Genomic DNA, 17,418 nt, shown 5'->3' with positions numbered 1-17,418 from the left:
GAAAACTTGAATTTAAAATTATTACCAAAGTTAGAAATTTCTTTGGTATTATAAGATATTTACTTCGGCTTCTATATAAATACCAAAAAGGCGTTTAATGGTTTCTTGTATTAAAAGGGAAAGATTATAAATATCAACACCCTTGGCATTACCATAATTTACTAACACCAAAGCTTGATTTTTATGAACACCATAATCTCCAAAACGTTTGCCTTTAAAACCTGCTTTTTCAATAAGCCAACCTGCTGGGACTTTAACTTCATTGTCTGAAACTGAATAGCTAGGCATATCTTCAAAATTTTTAAGCAGCTTATTATAATCTGTTTTCGAAATAACTGGGTTTTTAAAGAAACTGCCGCTATTGCCTATAATTTTAGGGTTTGGTAATTTGCTTTCACGAATAAAAATTACAGCCTTTGAAATATCTTGAATGGTAGGTTCTGTAATTTTCATTACCTCTAATTGAGATGTAATGGTACCGTAATTTATATGAAGTTTATGGTTTTGCTTAGTAAGTTTGAACGTCACACTAGTGACTATATACTTACCTTTTGCTTCATTTTTGAAAATAGAATTTCTATAATCGAAATGACAGTCTTGTTTATTGAAAGTTTCTGTGTGTAAATTTTCTATAGAAATAGCGTCACAACATACAAAAGTATCTTTAACTTCAACACCATACGCACCAATGTTTTGTATAGGTGTGGTGCCAACATTACCTGGAATTAATGATAAATTTTCAATACCACCAAAATCATTATTAATACACCAAAGTACAAACTCGTGCCAATTTTCACCTGCATTTGCTTTTACAAGTACAAAATCTGTTTGTTCAGAAATTATTTCAATCCCTTTTAGATTGACGTGAATAACAAGTCCTTCAAAATCTTTTGTAAGTAGCATATTACTACCTCCACCTAAAATAAGTTTGTTTGGGTATTCCTTTAAAGATAGAATTTGTTTTAATTCTTCCATAGTGGAAACCGAAATAAAATGATGAGCCATTACATCAATACCAAAGGTATTAAAAGGTTTAAGAGATATGTTTTGTTGTATTTGCACTAGTCTTTGTAAACTTTAAGAGCTTCTTTTAAAATATGTACGGCTTTAATGAGGCTTTCTTTGTTAAGCACATAAGCAATTCTTACTTGGTTTAATCCCAAGCCAGGTGTGGAGTAAAATCCACCAGCTGGAGCTACCATAACCGTTTCTCCATTAATATCAAAATCTTCTAAAAGCCACTGAGCAAAATTGTCTGAGTTTTTTATAGGTAATTCAACAATACAATAAAAGGCCCCTTTTGGTTTTGCTACTTTAACACCATCAATTTTTTGTAATTCACTAATAAGTGTGTTGCGTCTCTCAACATATTCGGCAATCACATCATCAAAATAACTTTGCGGGGTGTCTAAAGCAGCTTCGCTTGCAATTTGTGCATAAGTTGGAGGGCTTAAACGTGCTTGTGCAAATTTTAATACGGTTTGTAAAACAGTTTTGTTTTTAGAAACCAAACACCCTACACGTGCGCCACACATGCTATATCGTTTTGATACCGAATCAATTATTACGGCATGTTCTTCCAATCCATCTACTTGCATAATGGAGTAGTGAGTGTTGCCATCGTAAACAAACTCACGATACACTTCATCGGCAACTAAAAATAAGTCATGTTTAATAGCCAAAGCAGCTAGTTTTTCTATTTCTTCTTTTGAATATAAATAACCTGTGGGATTGCCTGGGTTACAAATTAGAATAGCTTTAGTTTTTGGTGTAATTAGTTTTTCGAAAGTTTCTATAGATGGCAAAGCAAAATTATCTTCAATGCTACAAACAGCAGGGACAACGTTAACGCCTGATGAGGTTGAGAAAGCAATATAATTAGCATAAAAAGGCTCGGAAATAATAACTTCATCTCCTGGATCCATGATGCTGCTAAATAAAAACAATAAACCTTCACTAGCTCCCGTGGTTACTATGATATCTTGATGAGATACTTTAATATCATACTTGTTATAGTAAGTCGCTAACTTTTTTCTGTAAGTATCCGATCCTTCAGATCTTGAGTATGAAAGTATTTCTATATCATTTTCCTTAACTGCATTTAAGGCTACTTCGGGGGTCTTTATATCAGGCTGTCCTATGTTTAAATAGTAAATGATTTTTCCATTATTAGCAGCTTCTTCTGCATAAGGAACTAATTTACGTATAGGTGATTCGGGCATTAAAAGCCCCTTTCTTGATATAGTTGGCATTTTTATTAATTATAAGGCGCAAAGTTGAGAAAATTATCTTAAAGTTTTTTTAAAAAAGCTGCTAAAATAAATTTGACGTCATAAAGATTTGTAAATTGAATGAATGTAAAGCGTTGTTGTTTACTATGAAAAAGTTTGTGATTTTTATATTGGTTGTTTTTTTGTTAAATGACTTTGGTTTTTCACAAGGGAGCTTTACTATTCAAAACAAACAAAAATCAACAAAAATCAGATTCAAGCTCATCAATAATTTAATTATTATTCCAGTAGAAATTAATGGTGTTACGCTTTCTTTTTTATTAGATACAGGTGTGAGTAAGCCTATTATATTTAATTTTTTAAATGTTTCCGATACTTTAAAAATTAAAAATACTGAAACTATTTTTTTAAGAGGTTTGGGTGACGGAGAGTCGGTTGAAGCATTAAAATCAAGCAATAATATTCTTAGAATAGGCGATGCTATAAAATTGAAACAAGATATCTTCGCCATATTTGATGTTAATTTAAATTTAGCTCCAAAGTTGGGGTTTCCTGTACATGGTATTATTGGAAATGATATTTTTAACGATTTTATTGTTGAAATAAATTATTCAAAGAACTATTTAAGATTAACCGAGCCTGAAGCTTACCATTACAAAAAATGTAGAAAGTGTGAGACTCTGAATTTAGAATTTTATAACAACAAGCCATATATAAATGTAGAAGTTACTATTGATGATAAAAAAATACCAGTAAAACTTTTAATAGATTCAGGAGGAAGTGATGGGTTATGGCTGTTTGAAAACGATTCTTTAGGAATTAAATCAGGCAATACTTTTTTTAATGATTTTCTAGGACATGGTTTGAGCGGAAGCGTTTATGGAAAGCGTTCTAAAATCGATGTACTATCCTTAAAAAGTTTTGTTTTAGAAAATGCGAATGTTGCCTATCCAGATAATGCATCTATTTTATTTGCTCTAAAGCATAAGGATAGAAATGGTAGTTTGGCAGGCAATGTTTTGAAACGATTTAATGTTATTTTAGACTATCAAAAAGCGACTATCCGACTTAAGAAGAATGCTTATTTTAAAGAAAAGTTTGGGTATAATAAAAGCGGTATTGAACTAGCTCATGATGGTGTACGATTCGTAAAAGAAATAGATGATAGGGTTTTAAAAGAAAAATCAGGGTCTCTAAGAAATGATGATGCCATAAATAGTACTAAAATTGTTATCGACACCCAGTATAAAATGTCATTAAAACCAGCATACGCCATTGTGGAAATACGCAATAATTCTCCAGCTCAAAAAGCAGGCTTACTTATTGGAGATATCATTTTAAGAATAAATAATAAGGCAACACATGAATTTTCGTTACAAAAGGTTATTCACGAGTTTTTTGATGATGCAGGAAAGCATATACGGTTAAAAGTAGATAGAAAGGGAAAAGTATTGAGTTTTAGTTTTTATTTAGAAAACCCATATTAAATAAAAAATCCCTAAGTTAAGTACTTAGGGATTTTTTATAAATTGATTTTATTTTTACTGCTGTACAACGCTTTTGTTTGTCTTTTCAAGAACACTAGCATTTTTAGTATCAACAACTTCTCCTTTTATTTTTAAGGCAACAGTTGGTGTTTCTGCATTAGAAATAACGGTAATTGTTTTTCTTATAGGGTTTACTCTATTAGTGTCATATTTCACCTCTATTTCACCCGTTTTTCCTGGTAAAATTGGACCTTCTGGTTTTTTAGGAATAGTACAACCACAGCTAGAAGTCACATTAGATATTATTAATGGCGCATCACCCGTATTGGTAAATTCAAAAACACGCACTCCGTTAGAGCCTTTTTCAACGGTTCCATAATCAACGGTATCCGATTTAAATTCAATTTTAGCAACCTTGTCTTGCGCATTAATAGTTAAACTTGCTAATCCGATAAATAAAATTGTAAATAATTTTTTCATTGTTATTGTATTTGTATTGTTGTTTTATTCTTTATATGTTAATAGCTCAGTTATTTAAGCTGTTTTAAATATTATTTTTGCGTTAAAATTCACTCCAAACATACTTATTATTCCTGTAAACAGCAAAAATAATAGACAAAATGCTTTCCTTGTACAAAGGAGCTTGTTAAAAGTACATATATCTTTTATATTCTAATTCTTAATTATTGTTAAAATAAAACAAGAATTGCTTTTATCAATTTCTATTATGTCTTTTATACAAAAAGAAATATAAGTACTTTTGCGAATCATTATTCAAAAACTATTCCAAAGTATGCAAATGCCTTCAAAATACGATGCAAGTCAGGTAGAAACTAAGTGGTATAACTATTGGATGGAGCATAACTACTTCCATTCAGAGCCAGACGAAAGAGAACCGTATACCATTGTCATTCCGCCACCAAACGTTACAGGTGTACTACATATGGGGCATATGCTTAATAATACCATTCAAGATGTGCTGATTCGTCGTGCGCGTTTGCAAGGTAAAAATGCTTGTTGGGTGCCTGGTACAGATCATGCCTCTATTGCCACTGAAGCTAAAGTAGTTGCAAAACTTAAGGAGCAAGGTATTGATAAAAATAATTTATCTCGTGAAGAATTTTTAGAACATGCTTGGGAATGGACGCACGAATACGGAGGTGTTATTCTTGAACAACTTAAAAAATTAGGTTGTTCTTGTGATTGGGATAGAACTAAATTCACCATGGACGATGACATGAGTGAGGCTGTGATAAAAGTGTTTGTTGATTTGCACAAAAAAGGACTTATTTATCGTGGTTACCGAATGGTGAACTGGGATCCTGAAGCCAAAACCACACTTTCTGATGAAGAAGTCATTCACGAAGAGCGTCAAGGAAATTTATATTATTTAAATTATAAAATCCTCCCCCCAACCCTCTCCGAAGGAGAAGGAGTTATGAGTGAGAGTTCTCCTCCTTCGGAGGGGTTAGGGGAGGAATATTTAACAATTGCAACCACACGTCCTGAAACTATTTTTGGAGATACCGCTATTTGTATCAACCCTAATGATGAACGTTTTGCGCACTTACGTGGAAAAAAAGCGATTGTGCCTATTTGCAACCGTATCATTCCTATTATAGAAGATGAGTATGTAGATGTTGAATTCGGAACAGGCTGTTTAAAAGTGACGCCTGCCCATGATGAAAACGATAAGAATTTAGGTGATAAACACAACTTAGAAGTTATTGATATTTTTAATGACGATGCCAGTTTAAATAGTTTTGGCTTGCATTATCAAGGGAAAGATCGATTTGTTGCAAGAAAGGAAATAGCTCAAGAACTGGAAGCAAGTGGTGTTTTGGTTAAAACTGAAATACATATTAATAAGGTAGGAACTTCTGAAAGAACCAAAGCCGTCATTGAACCTCGATTAAGCGATCAGTGGTTTTTAAAAATGCAAGATTTAGTAAAACCAGCTATTAAAGCCGTTTTAGGCAAAGATTCTGAAATTAAATTATTTCCAAAGAAGTTTGAAAACACCTACCGCCATTGGATGGAAAACATTCGAGATTGGAATATTTCTCGTCAGTTATTATGGGGACAGCAAATTCCTGCCTACTATTATGGTGATGGAAAAGAGGATTTTGTAGTTGCAGAAACTAAAGAAGAAGCTTTAGAATTAGCAAAACATAAAGCTAATAATCAACAACTAACAGCTAACGATTTACGTCAAGATACCGATGCTTTAGATACGTGGTTTAGTTCATGGTTATGGCCAATGAGTGTGTTTGACGGGATTCGTAATCCTGAAAATGCCGATATAAAATACTATTATCCAACTAATGATTTAGTAACAGGCCCCGATATTTTATTTTTCTGGGTAGCTCGTATGATTATTGCTGGTTACGAGTATAAAGGTGAAAAACCATTCAATAACGTGTATTTAACAGGCTTGGTTCGTGATAAGCAACGTCGAAAAATGAGTAAATCGTTAGGGAATTCACCCGATGCTTTAAAATTGATTGAAGAATACAGTGCCGATGGTGTTCGTGTTGGACTGCTTTTAAGTAGTGCGGCAGGAAACGATTTAATGTTTGATGAAACACTTTGCCAACAAGGAAAAGGTTTTGGAAACAAAATCTGGAATGCCTACCGTTTGGTTGATGGTTGGGAAATTAATGATACGATTCCGCAACCAAACTCAAGTAAAATGGCTATCGATTGGTACGAATCGAAATTTCAAAAAGCATTAATAGAAATTGAAGATCATTTTAGTAAATACCGTTTAAGTGATGCTTTAATGGCTATTTATAAATTAATTTACGACGATTTTTGTGGTTGGTTGTTAGAAATGGTTAAACCAGCTTACCAACAACCAATTGATGGAGTTACTTATAAATCAATTATCTCAATTTTTGAAGAAAACTTAAAAATAGTGCATCCATTTATGCCTTTTTTAACCGAAGATATTTGGCATTATATAGCAGAACGCACGCCAGAAGAAGCTTTAATAGTTTCTAAATGGCCAGTAGCAAAAGAATTAAACGAAACTTTGATTACAGAGTTTGAATTTGCTTCAGAAGTTATTTCCGGTATTAGAAATATTAGAAAAGAAAAAAATATTGCGTTTAAAGATGTTATTGGTTTTTCTGTGATTAATAATGAAAAATCAAGCACTTTGTTTGACGATATTATTATCAAGTTAGGTAATCTTGAAAGCATCATTTATGTGAAAGAAGCGGTTGAAGGAGCTTTAAGTTTTAGAGTAAAATCGAATGAGTATTTTATACCAATGGCAGGAAGCATCGATGTGGAAGCTGAAATTAAAAAACTTACTGAAGAGTTAAGTTATACGGAAGGCTTTTTGAAATCGGTACAAAAGAAACTGTCTAACGAGCGTTTTGTTGCAGGTGCACCCGAACAGGTTATTGCCAACGAACGAAACAAAGAAGCAGATGCTTTGGCTAAAATTGAAACTATAAAAACTAGTTTAGCTAGTTTGGGATAATCGGATTTTGAGTATTTGTTTGCTTAAAAATTACATTGGTACATTGGTACTTGAGATAAGAATTAATGATTTCATTCAAAATTGATTAATAAAAGTAAAACCATTCATTTATATAAGTTGTTGCTTTTTGATTGGATTTCATTGTTGATTTAATAAGTTTTTGTTTTTTATTGTAAGTGTTCTCGATTTCTTTTATAAACCGAAGAGTAGTGTCATTGTTTTTGATTTTATAGTTTTTTATTGAGGTTTGATTCCCGTTTTTATCATAACTATAAATGTTTTGATATGCTATTTTCATTGAAATGTTCTTGTTGAGTTTTTCAATCAAATTACCGTTAGTATCATAAGTGTTATTCGTGATGGAAGACAATTGATTAGGGTTTTTATATTTTTTGATTTTTGTTATTTTACCCTTTTTATCAAAAAATATAATGCTAGTAATAACTGATGAATCATTACTAATTTGACTAATTTCTAATAAGTTTCTTTTTTTGTCATATTTATTAAGGCGTTCTATGATTTCTTGTTTCTCTTTATTGTAGTTTTTTTGTCGGATTGTGTTTTTTCCATATTCATATGTACTAAAATAATTTATAGTACTATCATTATTAAAACAGCTTTTTTTAATTAAAGTCCCTTTTTTTGAATATTTAAAGTCAATCCACAAATCATAATTTCCTTTTGTATCAAAAATCAAAGTTTTATGTATTCTCCCTTTTTTGTCAAATAATTCTTCACATTTAATAGAAGTACTATCTGTCTTGATGGTAGTGTGATTTGTATCAACTGAATAGCTAATGGATTCAATTTTTTTTGCATCAGATTTAATGGCTTCTGAATTAAATAAATATTTATGATTTTTACAAGCTGTGAGCAAGAACAGTAGAATAATAAATTTTTTAGTATACATAGGTTTTTTTACACCCAATAAATATAAGCTATTTATTAAATAGGCTAAATGAACAAATTTATTTCCTATCAAAATGATTATTTACTAAGTCTTTGTAGTTTTGAATTATCTAATTTAAAGTTTACTTGTTAATCAAAATATTACTTTTTACGAAACACATTCGCTATAGTTTTTCCAATTTCATCTAGTTTTTCTAATGGTTCTAATAAAGAAGGGTTATTGAAATCGGTGGTTCCATTAGGAATATGGGTTTGCATAATCGGGCAAACCAAAATAAAATTATTCGATTTAAAATACCGATTTAAATAAATAGAAATATTTTTTATGTTTTTGTGGTAAGAAGGCTCGTCTTTTCTGGTTAAAATAAAAATTAAATTATCGTCTAACTTAATATTGCTAGATAGTGCTTTGGAACTACTCCAACTATTGAAAATTATAAAATCGGCATCAATAGGATGTTCTGAATGAATATTTTGAATAACTTTTATGGAATGTTCGGTACCATAAAAAATTATTTTAGCGCCCGTATTATATGAGATGTTCCAAATATTATCAAGCCAAAACGGAAATCCAACTTCGTTTTCTACGTTGTTAGGCATAATAACAATGTGTCTTTTTATAGTCGCAATAGGTTGAGATGCTTTGTATATAAAGCTGGTAGCGTTGCATTTTGATAAAACACCTTCGGTTAAACTTCCTAAAAACGATTCCGAAATATTTGTTTTAATGTGTAAGCCTAGAACTAAATCGGTAGCCTTTTTTTCTTTGGCAACGTTTAAAATGCCATTCATAATATTCAAATCATAACGGAGTAATTTACTGAGTTTAATATCGGTTGAAGCTGCAATTTTTATGGCTTTGTCTAGTATTTTAATGGCACTTGTTTCAGCATGAACATCGTTGTTGTCATTGTTTATAACATGCAATGCAAATAGGGAATCTTTGTTTTCTTTAGATTTTATGATGGTACTTAAGCTAATTAATTCTTCAACCGTATCGGCATTATTAATAGCAATTAATATTTTTTCTTCGTTAACTACATTGTTCTTGTCTTTAGCAGTAGATTGAAATAGCGATAGATTTCTAGCACCTTTTTGAACCACAAAAGTTGAAATGGTGCAGGTTACTAAAATCATGATGATAGTACCATTTAAAATACTTTCACCTAACAGCCTTATTGGTTCGCCTGTTTCAGTTTCACCAATAATAATATTATAACCTACCGAAACGGTTGCTAGTGTAACAGCAGCATGCGCAATGCTTAGTCCAAATATAACACGTCGCTCATCTGCCGAAAATTTAAACGATTTTTGTGTGGCCCATGCTGCTATAAATTTTGCTAATGTTACAGCAACCGTCATAACAAGGGCAACCAAGATAGTTTCAAAGTCTGTAAAAAAAGCACGATAATCGATTAGCATGCCCACGCCAATAAGGAAGAAAGGAATAAAAATAGCGTTTCCAACAAACTCAATACGGTTCATTAATGGAGACGTGGAAGGAATTAGTCTGTTAAGAGCAAAACCCGAAAGTAGGGCACCAATAATGGCTTCTACGCCTGCGACTTCAGCTAAAAAAGAACCTAGAAAAAGAATAACTAAAACAAAAATGTATTGCGAAATATTATCTTGGTAACGTTTTAAAAACCATCTGCCAATAATGGGGAAAATGTTAAGGACAATAAAGCCAAATATCATTACAGATATAAAAAGTCGAATCCAAAATTCACTACCTACTGAACCTTTAGTCATGCCAACAATAATGGCTAATACTAACAGAGCCAAGGTATCGGTTATCATGGTGCCGCCTACCACAATGTTTACGGCTCGGTTTTTTGTAATGCCAAATTTCCCTAAAATAGGGTAGGCTATAAGGGTGTGAGAAGCAAACATACTGGCAAGTAAAACCGATGTAAGTACAGAAAATTTCAGGATGAAGATGCCTACTAAAACACCAAAAGTCATGGGTATTGAAAACGTAAACAATCCAAACAACAAACTTTTAAATTTATTTTTTTTGAATTCATTCATATCTATTTCTAAACCTGCTAAAAACATAATATAAAGTAAGCCCGCAGTGCCCGATAGAATGATGCTGCTATCACGTAACAATAGATTAAACCCATTAGGACCAATAACCGCACCAGCAACAATAAGCCCTAGTATATGAGGGATTTTTAATTTGTTAAGAATGATTGGGGCTAGTAAAATAATTATTAAAATAATAAGAAACTTTAGTACCGGATTGGTAAATGGAAGTGAGGTGTCTAAAATGTTTAATAGTAACATAACCCTTATATTTTTCATCCAAATATAAGAAATGGTTTGTTTCGTTTATTAAAATTAAATTCAAGCAGTTTTTTATTTTAGAAAAGTCAACGTTTTTTTAAAAATGCAATCTAAAACTAACATTAGGAGTAATGCCTAAGGAATGATTTTCCACTTTAGTAATTTGGTTTTCATCATCTAAAGTGTAATAGGAATTAATGATGTTTTTTTTGTTTGAAATATTCCAAACAGAAACTCCGACAGTGGCTCGTGTAGTATGGCAAATATTAAATTTATAAGTGGTAGAACAATCGGCACGCAAATAATCTTTTAAATTAGTGCCGTTAGGATTGGAGTAGGTTATTTCATTATCGTAGGGGTTATCATTTCTATCGGGTAGCGTTGTAGGTTTTCCAGAATGCCAATTTAAACCTAAAGCAAACTTAAAGTTGTTATAGGTGTAAGTGCTTCCAAAAGTAATAGCATGTTTAATATCAGATTCGTTAGGAAATGGTTTGCCATTATTTAATGTGTTAAACGTATAGTCATTCGTATTGAACGAATAGGAAACCCAAGTACTAACTACATCTTTAAATTGTTTATTTATAAGTACATCGATGCCCGTTATTTCATAACTACCTATGGCTTTTACAAATTGATATTGGTTTAAAAACCCTTGGCTTCTTGCAGTAATACCATCAACTTTTTTTATATACGTTTCAGCACTTACAAGTAATTTATTTTTGTTGTAATGAATACCTATAGAGGCCTGTTTACTTTTTAATATAGGAATGTTTTTATTATTAGATAAAACCCAACGACGTTTTTCAATACCTAAAAAATCGTTTTGTAAATCGATAATTTGTGAAGTTGTTTGACTTTTAAATTCACCCAAAATTTCAAGCCTGAAATAATTTAAAAATCGCTGACTAAAACTTAATCGAGGTTCTGCTAAAAATAGATTAAACTTTGATATATGATTCAGTCGGCCTCCTATTTTTAAATTCGTTTTTGCATTGTTTGATAATAAGTTGGTTTCTGCGTAAACGGCATGGTTACGAATCACTTCTTTTATATAACTTCTAAAAACGGGATTATTAACATCTTCTAAATTACTTATGCCAACTTCGGAAAACTGATAACCAGCATTCATTTTAAATTGATATTTTGGTGTGTAATTAATATCTATTTTAGCAGAGGTGTCGTATACTTCATTCTCTTGAATTAAACGTTGATTGTTTGTGATATCGTAGTTAGTGGCATCTAAATCGTAATTTGAAATAGAAACTTGTGATGTCGTTGAAAGCTCACTACTCCAATCTCTTATATATGTGATTCCCGTAGCAAGGTTTTGTTGAGACAATTTACTATTTAAACTTTCATTTTTGTCATTAATGGTAGCTTGTTCGTCGTAGTTTAATTTGTTATTTACATTTAAAGAATGAATTCTGATTCTATCTTTGTTAGTGATGTCATATAATAATTTGATATTAATATCATAAAAGTAAAATTGTTCATTTTGTGAAATAGAATTACGATTGTTTTTAGAGTTTGTTAAATCGGAATCTTGAAAAACACGTTTGAAATATTGGTTATAAGTTGGCGTTGAAATTAAGTCGGTTACTGAGCGTCGGGTGGATAATTGTAGCTCTGTTTTATTGGTTAATGGAATTTTAACAAAACCATCAGTATTTATCAAATTGAAACCCAATCCTGCTTTAAATTCGTTATCAATGTCATTAGGTAATTGTATATCGATAATACTAGAAATACCATCACCATATTTAGCACTTGTGCCATTTTTATAAACATTAACCCGCTTCGTAGTGTATGGATTGAAAGCTGATATTAAACCAAAAAAATGTCCCGATTGATACATTTTAATACCATCCCAAAGCAGTAGGTTTTGATCGTGTGTACCACCACGAACATTAATATTAGATACGGTTTCGTCGGAACTTAAAACACCAGGAAGTGCTTGAATAGTTTGCAGCACATCGGGTTCAATTAATCCTGGAAGAATACCAAAGGTTTTTGGTGTTATAGTAAGGGAACCATCATTTAGCTTAGTAATCCCCGAGGTTAGGTAATTGCTAATAACTACTTTTTCAAGAAGTTGCGTATTGAAAGTGATCATTTCTACTCTGGGTGTTTTTTTTATAACAACAAAACGACTGTCTAACAATTCAAAGTCTAATTGTGTTTCAGTTTTAAGAACTTTCAAAGCGTCATCTAAAGATCCTTCGCTATGTGGTAGTGATGAAGTTTTGTCTTTAATGGTTTGATCAGCATAGGAAAAACTAATGCCGTAACGTACTTCGAGTAGTTTTAAAATAGTGAGAAGTGGTTGTTTTTCTTTTTGAATGGTTTGTGCTTTTAATATGGCAACATTCAAAAAAAACAATGATAAAAAAACAGAAAAAATTCCTCTTTTACTCACGCTTTAGTATGATAGTTTTTTTTGTTTTACTATATGTTACATGTAAGGGTAAAGTGATTGCCTTTAAAGCAACATCAATATTATTGTGTGCAAAACTACCTGTGAATAATTGGGAGGGATCAATATTTAAAAGTGTAATATCTACATCGTATTGTCTTTCAAACTCAGCAATGACTTCTTTGTACGGTAAGCTTTTAAAGAAGCTTTCGTTATTTAACCACGAAGGTGTTGAATGGTAATCTTTTTCTTTAGCAATTGTTTTCCCATCAATAATTAAAAAACTGTCACCAGGTTTTAACTTTGTTTCTTGAGAAAGGTAAGTAACTCCAACTAATCCTTCGTAGCAAATAACTTCAAAATAATTTTCGCGTTGTTTTACGTTAAATTGAGTTCCGTAAACCGTTACGGTTCCAGACTTTGTGATAACATTAAAGGTTGAACCTTTAGCAACTTTAAAAAAAGCTTCGCCTTCAAGTTTAACATCGCGTTCTTTTTTCCATGAATTTTTGTTGAATACTAAACTCGATTTTGCGTTTAAAGACACATTTGATGCATCTGGCAATTCAATAGTTGTTTTTTGTGCAAATTCGGTATGTATTGTAGTATCTAATGTTGTGGTATAATAATATAAGCTAAAACAAATTGCAAGTATGGCAGCAATACGCATAAATGGTTTAAACCAATGACTTTGATGTTGTTTTTTGCTTTTAATAGTTTTTAAAACAGTTTCTAATTCTTTAGAAGTATCATAATTTTCAGCCTTAAAAGCTTGCAAACCATTATTTAACTTTACTAAATCATCATAGTCTTCAAGGTTTTTAAACACTTCAAGTTCTTGATCATTTAGATCATTATTTAACCATTTTGATATTAACTCTTCTTTGTTCATCATTTCGATATTCAATTATATAACAGTTAACTTTAATTTTTTCCTACCCTACTTTTGAAAAAAAGTTTCAAAGAGCCAAAGTCTCGAAAGAAATAAAGGTTAGGTTTCTAACCTACAATTCCTTAATATCTTTTCTCAATTTTTCCAAAGCCCCATAAATGCGTTTTTCAACTGCTTTGGTAGAAATATTTAAAATCTCTGCAATTTCTTTAAAGCGTTTGCCTTCTACTCGGTTCATCATAAAAGCTTCACGTTGTGCATCGGTTAAATTAGCGATTGCTTTCTGTAGCTTATCCATATACTCGGTTTCCTGCATTAAAAATTCAGGATTTTCGTTAGTATAGGTTTTTGGTTTAATTTGTTGATGTTTTAACACAACCTTTTGGTGAGCTGTTTCATTCAACATTAAATTATTGGCTGTTGTAAAAACGAAGCTTTTTGCTTTATCGGGGCTCACTTTAGCACAATTCTCCCAAAGTTTAATAAAAGCTTCTTGTACTTTATCTTTTGGATTCAGTAAATCACCATACTTATAGTATAAAAAATTGTGTAAATCTTTGGAGTATTTATTAAATATGGAAGAAAACAAATGTTCTTCGCAAATATTTTCATGAAGATTTTTATTCATGTATTATGGGGCTTTATTGTGCTAAATTAAAAAAAAACATCAATAGGGGTAGGAATTTTTAAAGGTATCCTGTTTTATAACCAAAATGCTATGTTAAACCCAAAAATTAAAAAAATGAAAATTAAAATGAGAACACTATTACTAATTCCTTTTTTTGCCCTTTTATTATTTACCTCGTGTCAAGAAGAAGTTATTGAAGTTACGCCACCTGATGAAAGTGAAACGCTTTCTGCAAATTCACAGCTTACAGCTTTAATAAGTGCTACTTCTAAAAAAGATGGATCTAAAGATAATATTATAGACAATGCAAGTTGCCTAACGGTTGAGTTGCCAGTAACAGTTATAGTTAATAATCTTGAGATTATTGTAGATTCTGAAGAAGATTATAAAACAATTGAGACTATTTTTAAAGAGTTTGATAACGATGATGATAAGCTTGAAATTATTTTTCCAGCTAAAATTATCTTATCAGATTACACAGAAATAGTAATCAATAATAAAGAAGAATTTATCGAATTTGCAATAGACTGTAAAGAAGAAAATGCATTAGATGACGATATTGAATGTATCGATTTTGCATTCCCCATTTCGTTTTCAGTATATAATACAGAATTTCAAATAATAGATGTAGTAACTATAGAAAACGACAAACAATTATATCTTTTTATAAATCGAGTAAAGCAAGGCGAGGTATTTGCTAGTTTGAATTTTCCTTTAACAATGAAGTTGGCTGACGGATCTGAAATTGTTGTAAATAATAATATTGAATTAGAACAAACCATAAATGAAGCCAAAGATGCTTGTGATGAAGATGACGATAATAATTATGGTGATGATGATTTTACTAAAGAAAAAATTGAAGACTATTTGCAACAATGCTATTGGAGAATTTCACGCTTATCAGTTGATAATTTAGATAATGAAAAAGATTATATAGGAAGACCTTTAAAATTTTATGCTAATAATATTGTGAAACTTAGAGTAAATGGCGAGTTAGTTGAAGGAACTTATCAGATAAGTGAAAAAAATATTGGTTTTCTTTTAGAAATAAGCTTAGATAATAGACCTAATTTAAAGCTAGAATGGATAATAACGTTTTTAGAGCCAAATCTAATAAAATTAAAAAACGCAAATAACCAAATGATTTTAAAATCACATTGTCCAGATGGAGATGAGGATATAAACGAAATTAATGATTACCTAACTTCAGCTTGGGGGGGAGTCTGGGATGGAGGTTGGAAAGTAACGTCTTATATTTATGAAGATGATGACCAAACGGTTCATTTTGAGGAATATCCAATAAAATTTATTGAAAATGGATATATGGACGCAATCTCTCCAGAAGCTGGTCCAGATTATTTTGTACCAGGTTCTTGGTTAGCTTATAGAAGTGAAGAAAAATTATTTCTTGATATACAATTCATAGTTAGTGATCTGTTTTCTCCATTTTTCTTACTAAACGGGAGATGGGAAATTAAAGAAGCTACAGCAACTAGAATAGAATTGAAAGATTATAGTACTACAGGAGCAATAAAAAGAATATTAATTCTAGAATTTAATAATGATTGATAGAAAAAAGAGATCTCTTTCCTTATTGGTTTATTAAGTTAAGTATTATGTAAAAGACAGGTATCTCATAAACTTACACAGTTTATGAGATACTGCTTTAAAGTATGAACTTTAATACTCAAAACCTGCTTTTATAAAAAAGTTAGATTATAAAACTTATCTTTAAACCTTAAAAATTAAGTATGAGAGTATTAATCATTATATGTTCCCTTTTTTACCTAAACATTTCTGCTCAGGCAACATGGCAACCGCTTACAAATATTACATCGAACATAAACCTCCAACGTTTTGATGATATTCATTTTATTAACGAAACAACAGGGTGGGCCGTCAACGGTGCTTATGCCGCTGTTTACAAAACCGTAGATGGTGGTAAAAATTGGACCATGCAGCTAAATGAATCTATGCTTAACGGTGATTATTACTTTAGAACCATCGATTTTTTAAATGAAAATATTGGTTTTTTAGGTACTCTTGAAGGAAAATTTTTTAAAACCATTGATGGCGGTACTCACTGGACAGAGGTTACAAATATATCGCCAAACCCAGCTGCTATTTGTGGTTTAGCTAGTGTAGGCACATCAACAATTTATGGTTGCGGTGCATATTTTACACCAGCCCATATTATTAAATCTACCAACAGTGGTGCTACTTGGCAATTTATAGACATGTCTGCTAATGCAAATGCACTTGTAGAAATTTATTTTTTAACTGAACAAGTAGGCTTTGTTGCAGGAAGAAATGCTAATGGCGCAACCTTATTAAAAACCAGTAATGGGGGTGATTCTTGGACCGAATTATACAATTCGGGCACGGAAGGAGAATATTTTTGGAAAATGCAAGTATTAGAAAGCAACCCTAATGTTATTTTTGGCTCCATTCAAGCAGCGGTGTCTCCAAACTTAGGAAAGTTGGTAAAATCAATAGATGGTGGTGCTACTTGGACTACGCATAACGCTCCCGAGACAAACATTCAAGCGGTTGGTTTTGTTAATGAAAACAAAGGCTGGATGGGTGGCCATGCTACGGGTTTTTATGAAACTTTAGATGGTGGACAATCATGGACGAATTTAAACATTGGAAGCAATTTGAATAGAATTTTTATTATAAATTCTACTTTGGCTTATGCAAGTGGCACTTCTCTTTATAAGTTTACAGAAGAAGTTTTAGGTATAAAAAACCTAGAAGAAAAAGATAGAACTCCTTTAAAAATTAAATTAAATAATAACCCCGTTGAATCCGTTTTGGAATTTAATATTGAATTTGAGTCCGTAGACAATTTACTAATTGAACTATACGATTTAAATGCTAAATTTATAAGACAGCTAGCTAGAGATAAAGTTTCGGCTAAAGCAACAAAAAAATATGCCTTTCCAGTTGAAGACTTAACTTCTGGTATTTATCTAATAAATTTTCATAATAATACAGGTAGAGAATCGATAAAATTCATAAAGAAATAATATCGAAATTATCTTGACTTTTTTTGTTAATAGCCTTTCTAATTTTT

12 protein-coding genes are annotated in these 17,418 nt (G+C 31.3%); 4 read left to right on the top strand and 8 right to left on the bottom strand.

Annotation, left to right across the window (positions count from 1 at the left end):
• Positions 1–48 precede the first annotated feature (48 nt).
• Positions 49–1,062: a UDP-N-acetylmuramate dehydrogenase gene (gene murB / locus QLS71_RS03630; protein ID WP_308990554.1), complete on the bottom strand. Its 1,014-nt coding sequence runs from the start codon at positions 1,060–1,062 to the stop codon at positions 49–51.
• Positions 1,062–2,252 (bottom strand): pyridoxal phosphate-dependent aminotransferase, encoded by a 1,191-nt coding sequence (locus QLS71_RS03625; RefSeq protein ID WP_308990553.1) that lies wholly within the window; start codon positions 2,250–2,252, stop codon positions 1,062–1,064. The genes murB and QLS71_RS03625 overlap by 1 nt, the downstream gene beginning before the upstream one ends.
• A 125-nt stretch (positions 2,253–2,377) precedes the next feature.
• On the opposite strand from QLS71_RS03625, the gene QLS71_RS03620 reads away from it, so the two are divergent.
• Positions 2,378–3,718: an aspartyl protease family protein gene (locus QLS71_RS03620; RefSeq protein WP_308990552.1), complete on the top strand. Its 1,341-nt coding sequence runs from the start codon at positions 2,378–2,380 to the stop codon at positions 3,716–3,718.
• Between the two features lie 54 nt (positions 3,719–3,772).
• Here the strand turns inward: QLS71_RS03620 and QLS71_RS03615 are convergent, their stop codons facing one another.
• Positions 3,773–4,198 carry a DUF1573 domain-containing protein gene (locus QLS71_RS03615; protein WP_308990551.1) on the bottom strand — a complete coding sequence of 142 codons (426 nt, stop codon included), beginning with the start codon at positions 4,196–4,198 and terminating at the stop codon, positions 3,773–3,775.
• Between the two features lie 313 nt (positions 4,199–4,511).
• Here QLS71_RS03615 and QLS71_RS03610 point away from each other — a divergent pair, with 313 nt between their 5' ends.
• Positions 4,512–7,208, top strand: a complete 2,697-nt coding sequence (locus QLS71_RS03610) for a valine--tRNA ligase (RefSeq protein ID WP_308990550.1) — start codon at positions 4,512–4,514, stop codon at positions 7,206–7,208.
• An 85-nt stretch (positions 7,209–7,293) separates the two neighbouring features.
• On the opposite strand, the gene QLS71_RS03605 is transcribed toward QLS71_RS03610, so the two are convergent.
• The 5 genes from QLS71_RS03605 to QLS71_RS03585 form a co-directional block, all read right to left on the bottom strand.
• Positions 7,294–8,136 carry a hypothetical protein gene (locus tag QLS71_RS03605; protein ID WP_348636606.1) on the bottom strand — a complete coding sequence of 281 codons (843 nt, stop codon included), beginning with the start codon at positions 8,134–8,136 and terminating at the stop codon, positions 7,294–7,296.
• Positions 8,137–8,258: 122 nt separating this feature from the next.
• Positions 8,259–10,406 (bottom strand): cation:proton antiporter, encoded by a 2,148-nt coding sequence (locus tag QLS71_RS03600; protein ID WP_308990548.1) that lies wholly within the window; start codon positions 10,404–10,406, stop codon positions 8,259–8,261.
• A 97-nt stretch (positions 10,407–10,503) separates the two neighbouring features.
• Positions 10,504–12,780, bottom strand: coding sequence for a TonB-dependent receptor plug domain-containing protein (locus tag QLS71_RS03595; RefSeq protein ID WP_308990547.1), 2,277 nt, complete (start codon positions 12,778–12,780; stop codon positions 10,504–10,506).
• A 37-nt stretch (positions 12,781–12,817) separates the two neighbouring features.
• Positions 12,818–13,717 (bottom strand): FecR domain-containing protein, encoded by a 900-nt coding sequence (locus QLS71_RS03590; RefSeq protein WP_308990546.1) that lies wholly within the window; start codon positions 13,715–13,717, stop codon positions 12,818–12,820.
• 109 nt (positions 13,718–13,826) lie between these two features.
• Positions 13,827–14,342 (bottom strand): sigma-70 family RNA polymerase sigma factor, encoded by a 516-nt coding sequence (locus QLS71_RS03585; protein WP_308990545.1) that lies wholly within the window; start codon positions 14,340–14,342, stop codon positions 13,827–13,829.
• A gap of 114 nt (positions 14,343–14,456) precedes the next feature.
• Here QLS71_RS03585 and QLS71_RS03580 point away from each other — a divergent pair, with 114 nt between their 5' ends.
• Both QLS71_RS03580 and QLS71_RS03575 read left to right on the top strand, forming a co-directional pair.
• Positions 14,457–15,911, top strand: a complete 1,455-nt coding sequence (locus tag QLS71_RS03580; RefSeq protein WP_308990544.1) for a hypothetical protein — start codon at positions 14,457–14,459, stop codon at positions 15,909–15,911.
• A 182-nt stretch (positions 15,912–16,093) separates the two neighbouring features.
• Positions 16,094–17,371: a YCF48-related protein gene (locus tag QLS71_RS03575; RefSeq protein ID WP_308990543.1), complete on the top strand. Its 1,278-nt coding sequence runs from the start codon at positions 16,094–16,096 to the stop codon at positions 17,369–17,371.
• Positions 17,372–17,418 lie beyond the last annotated feature (47 nt).

Source organism: Mariniflexile litorale, assembly GCF_031128465.2.
Taxonomy (GTDB): domain Bacteria; phylum Bacteroidota; class Bacteroidia; order Flavobacteriales; family Flavobacteriaceae; genus Mariniflexile; species Mariniflexile litorale.
Note: the sequence above shows the minus strand (reverse complement) of the source record. Positions and strands in the feature narration are given on the sequence as shown.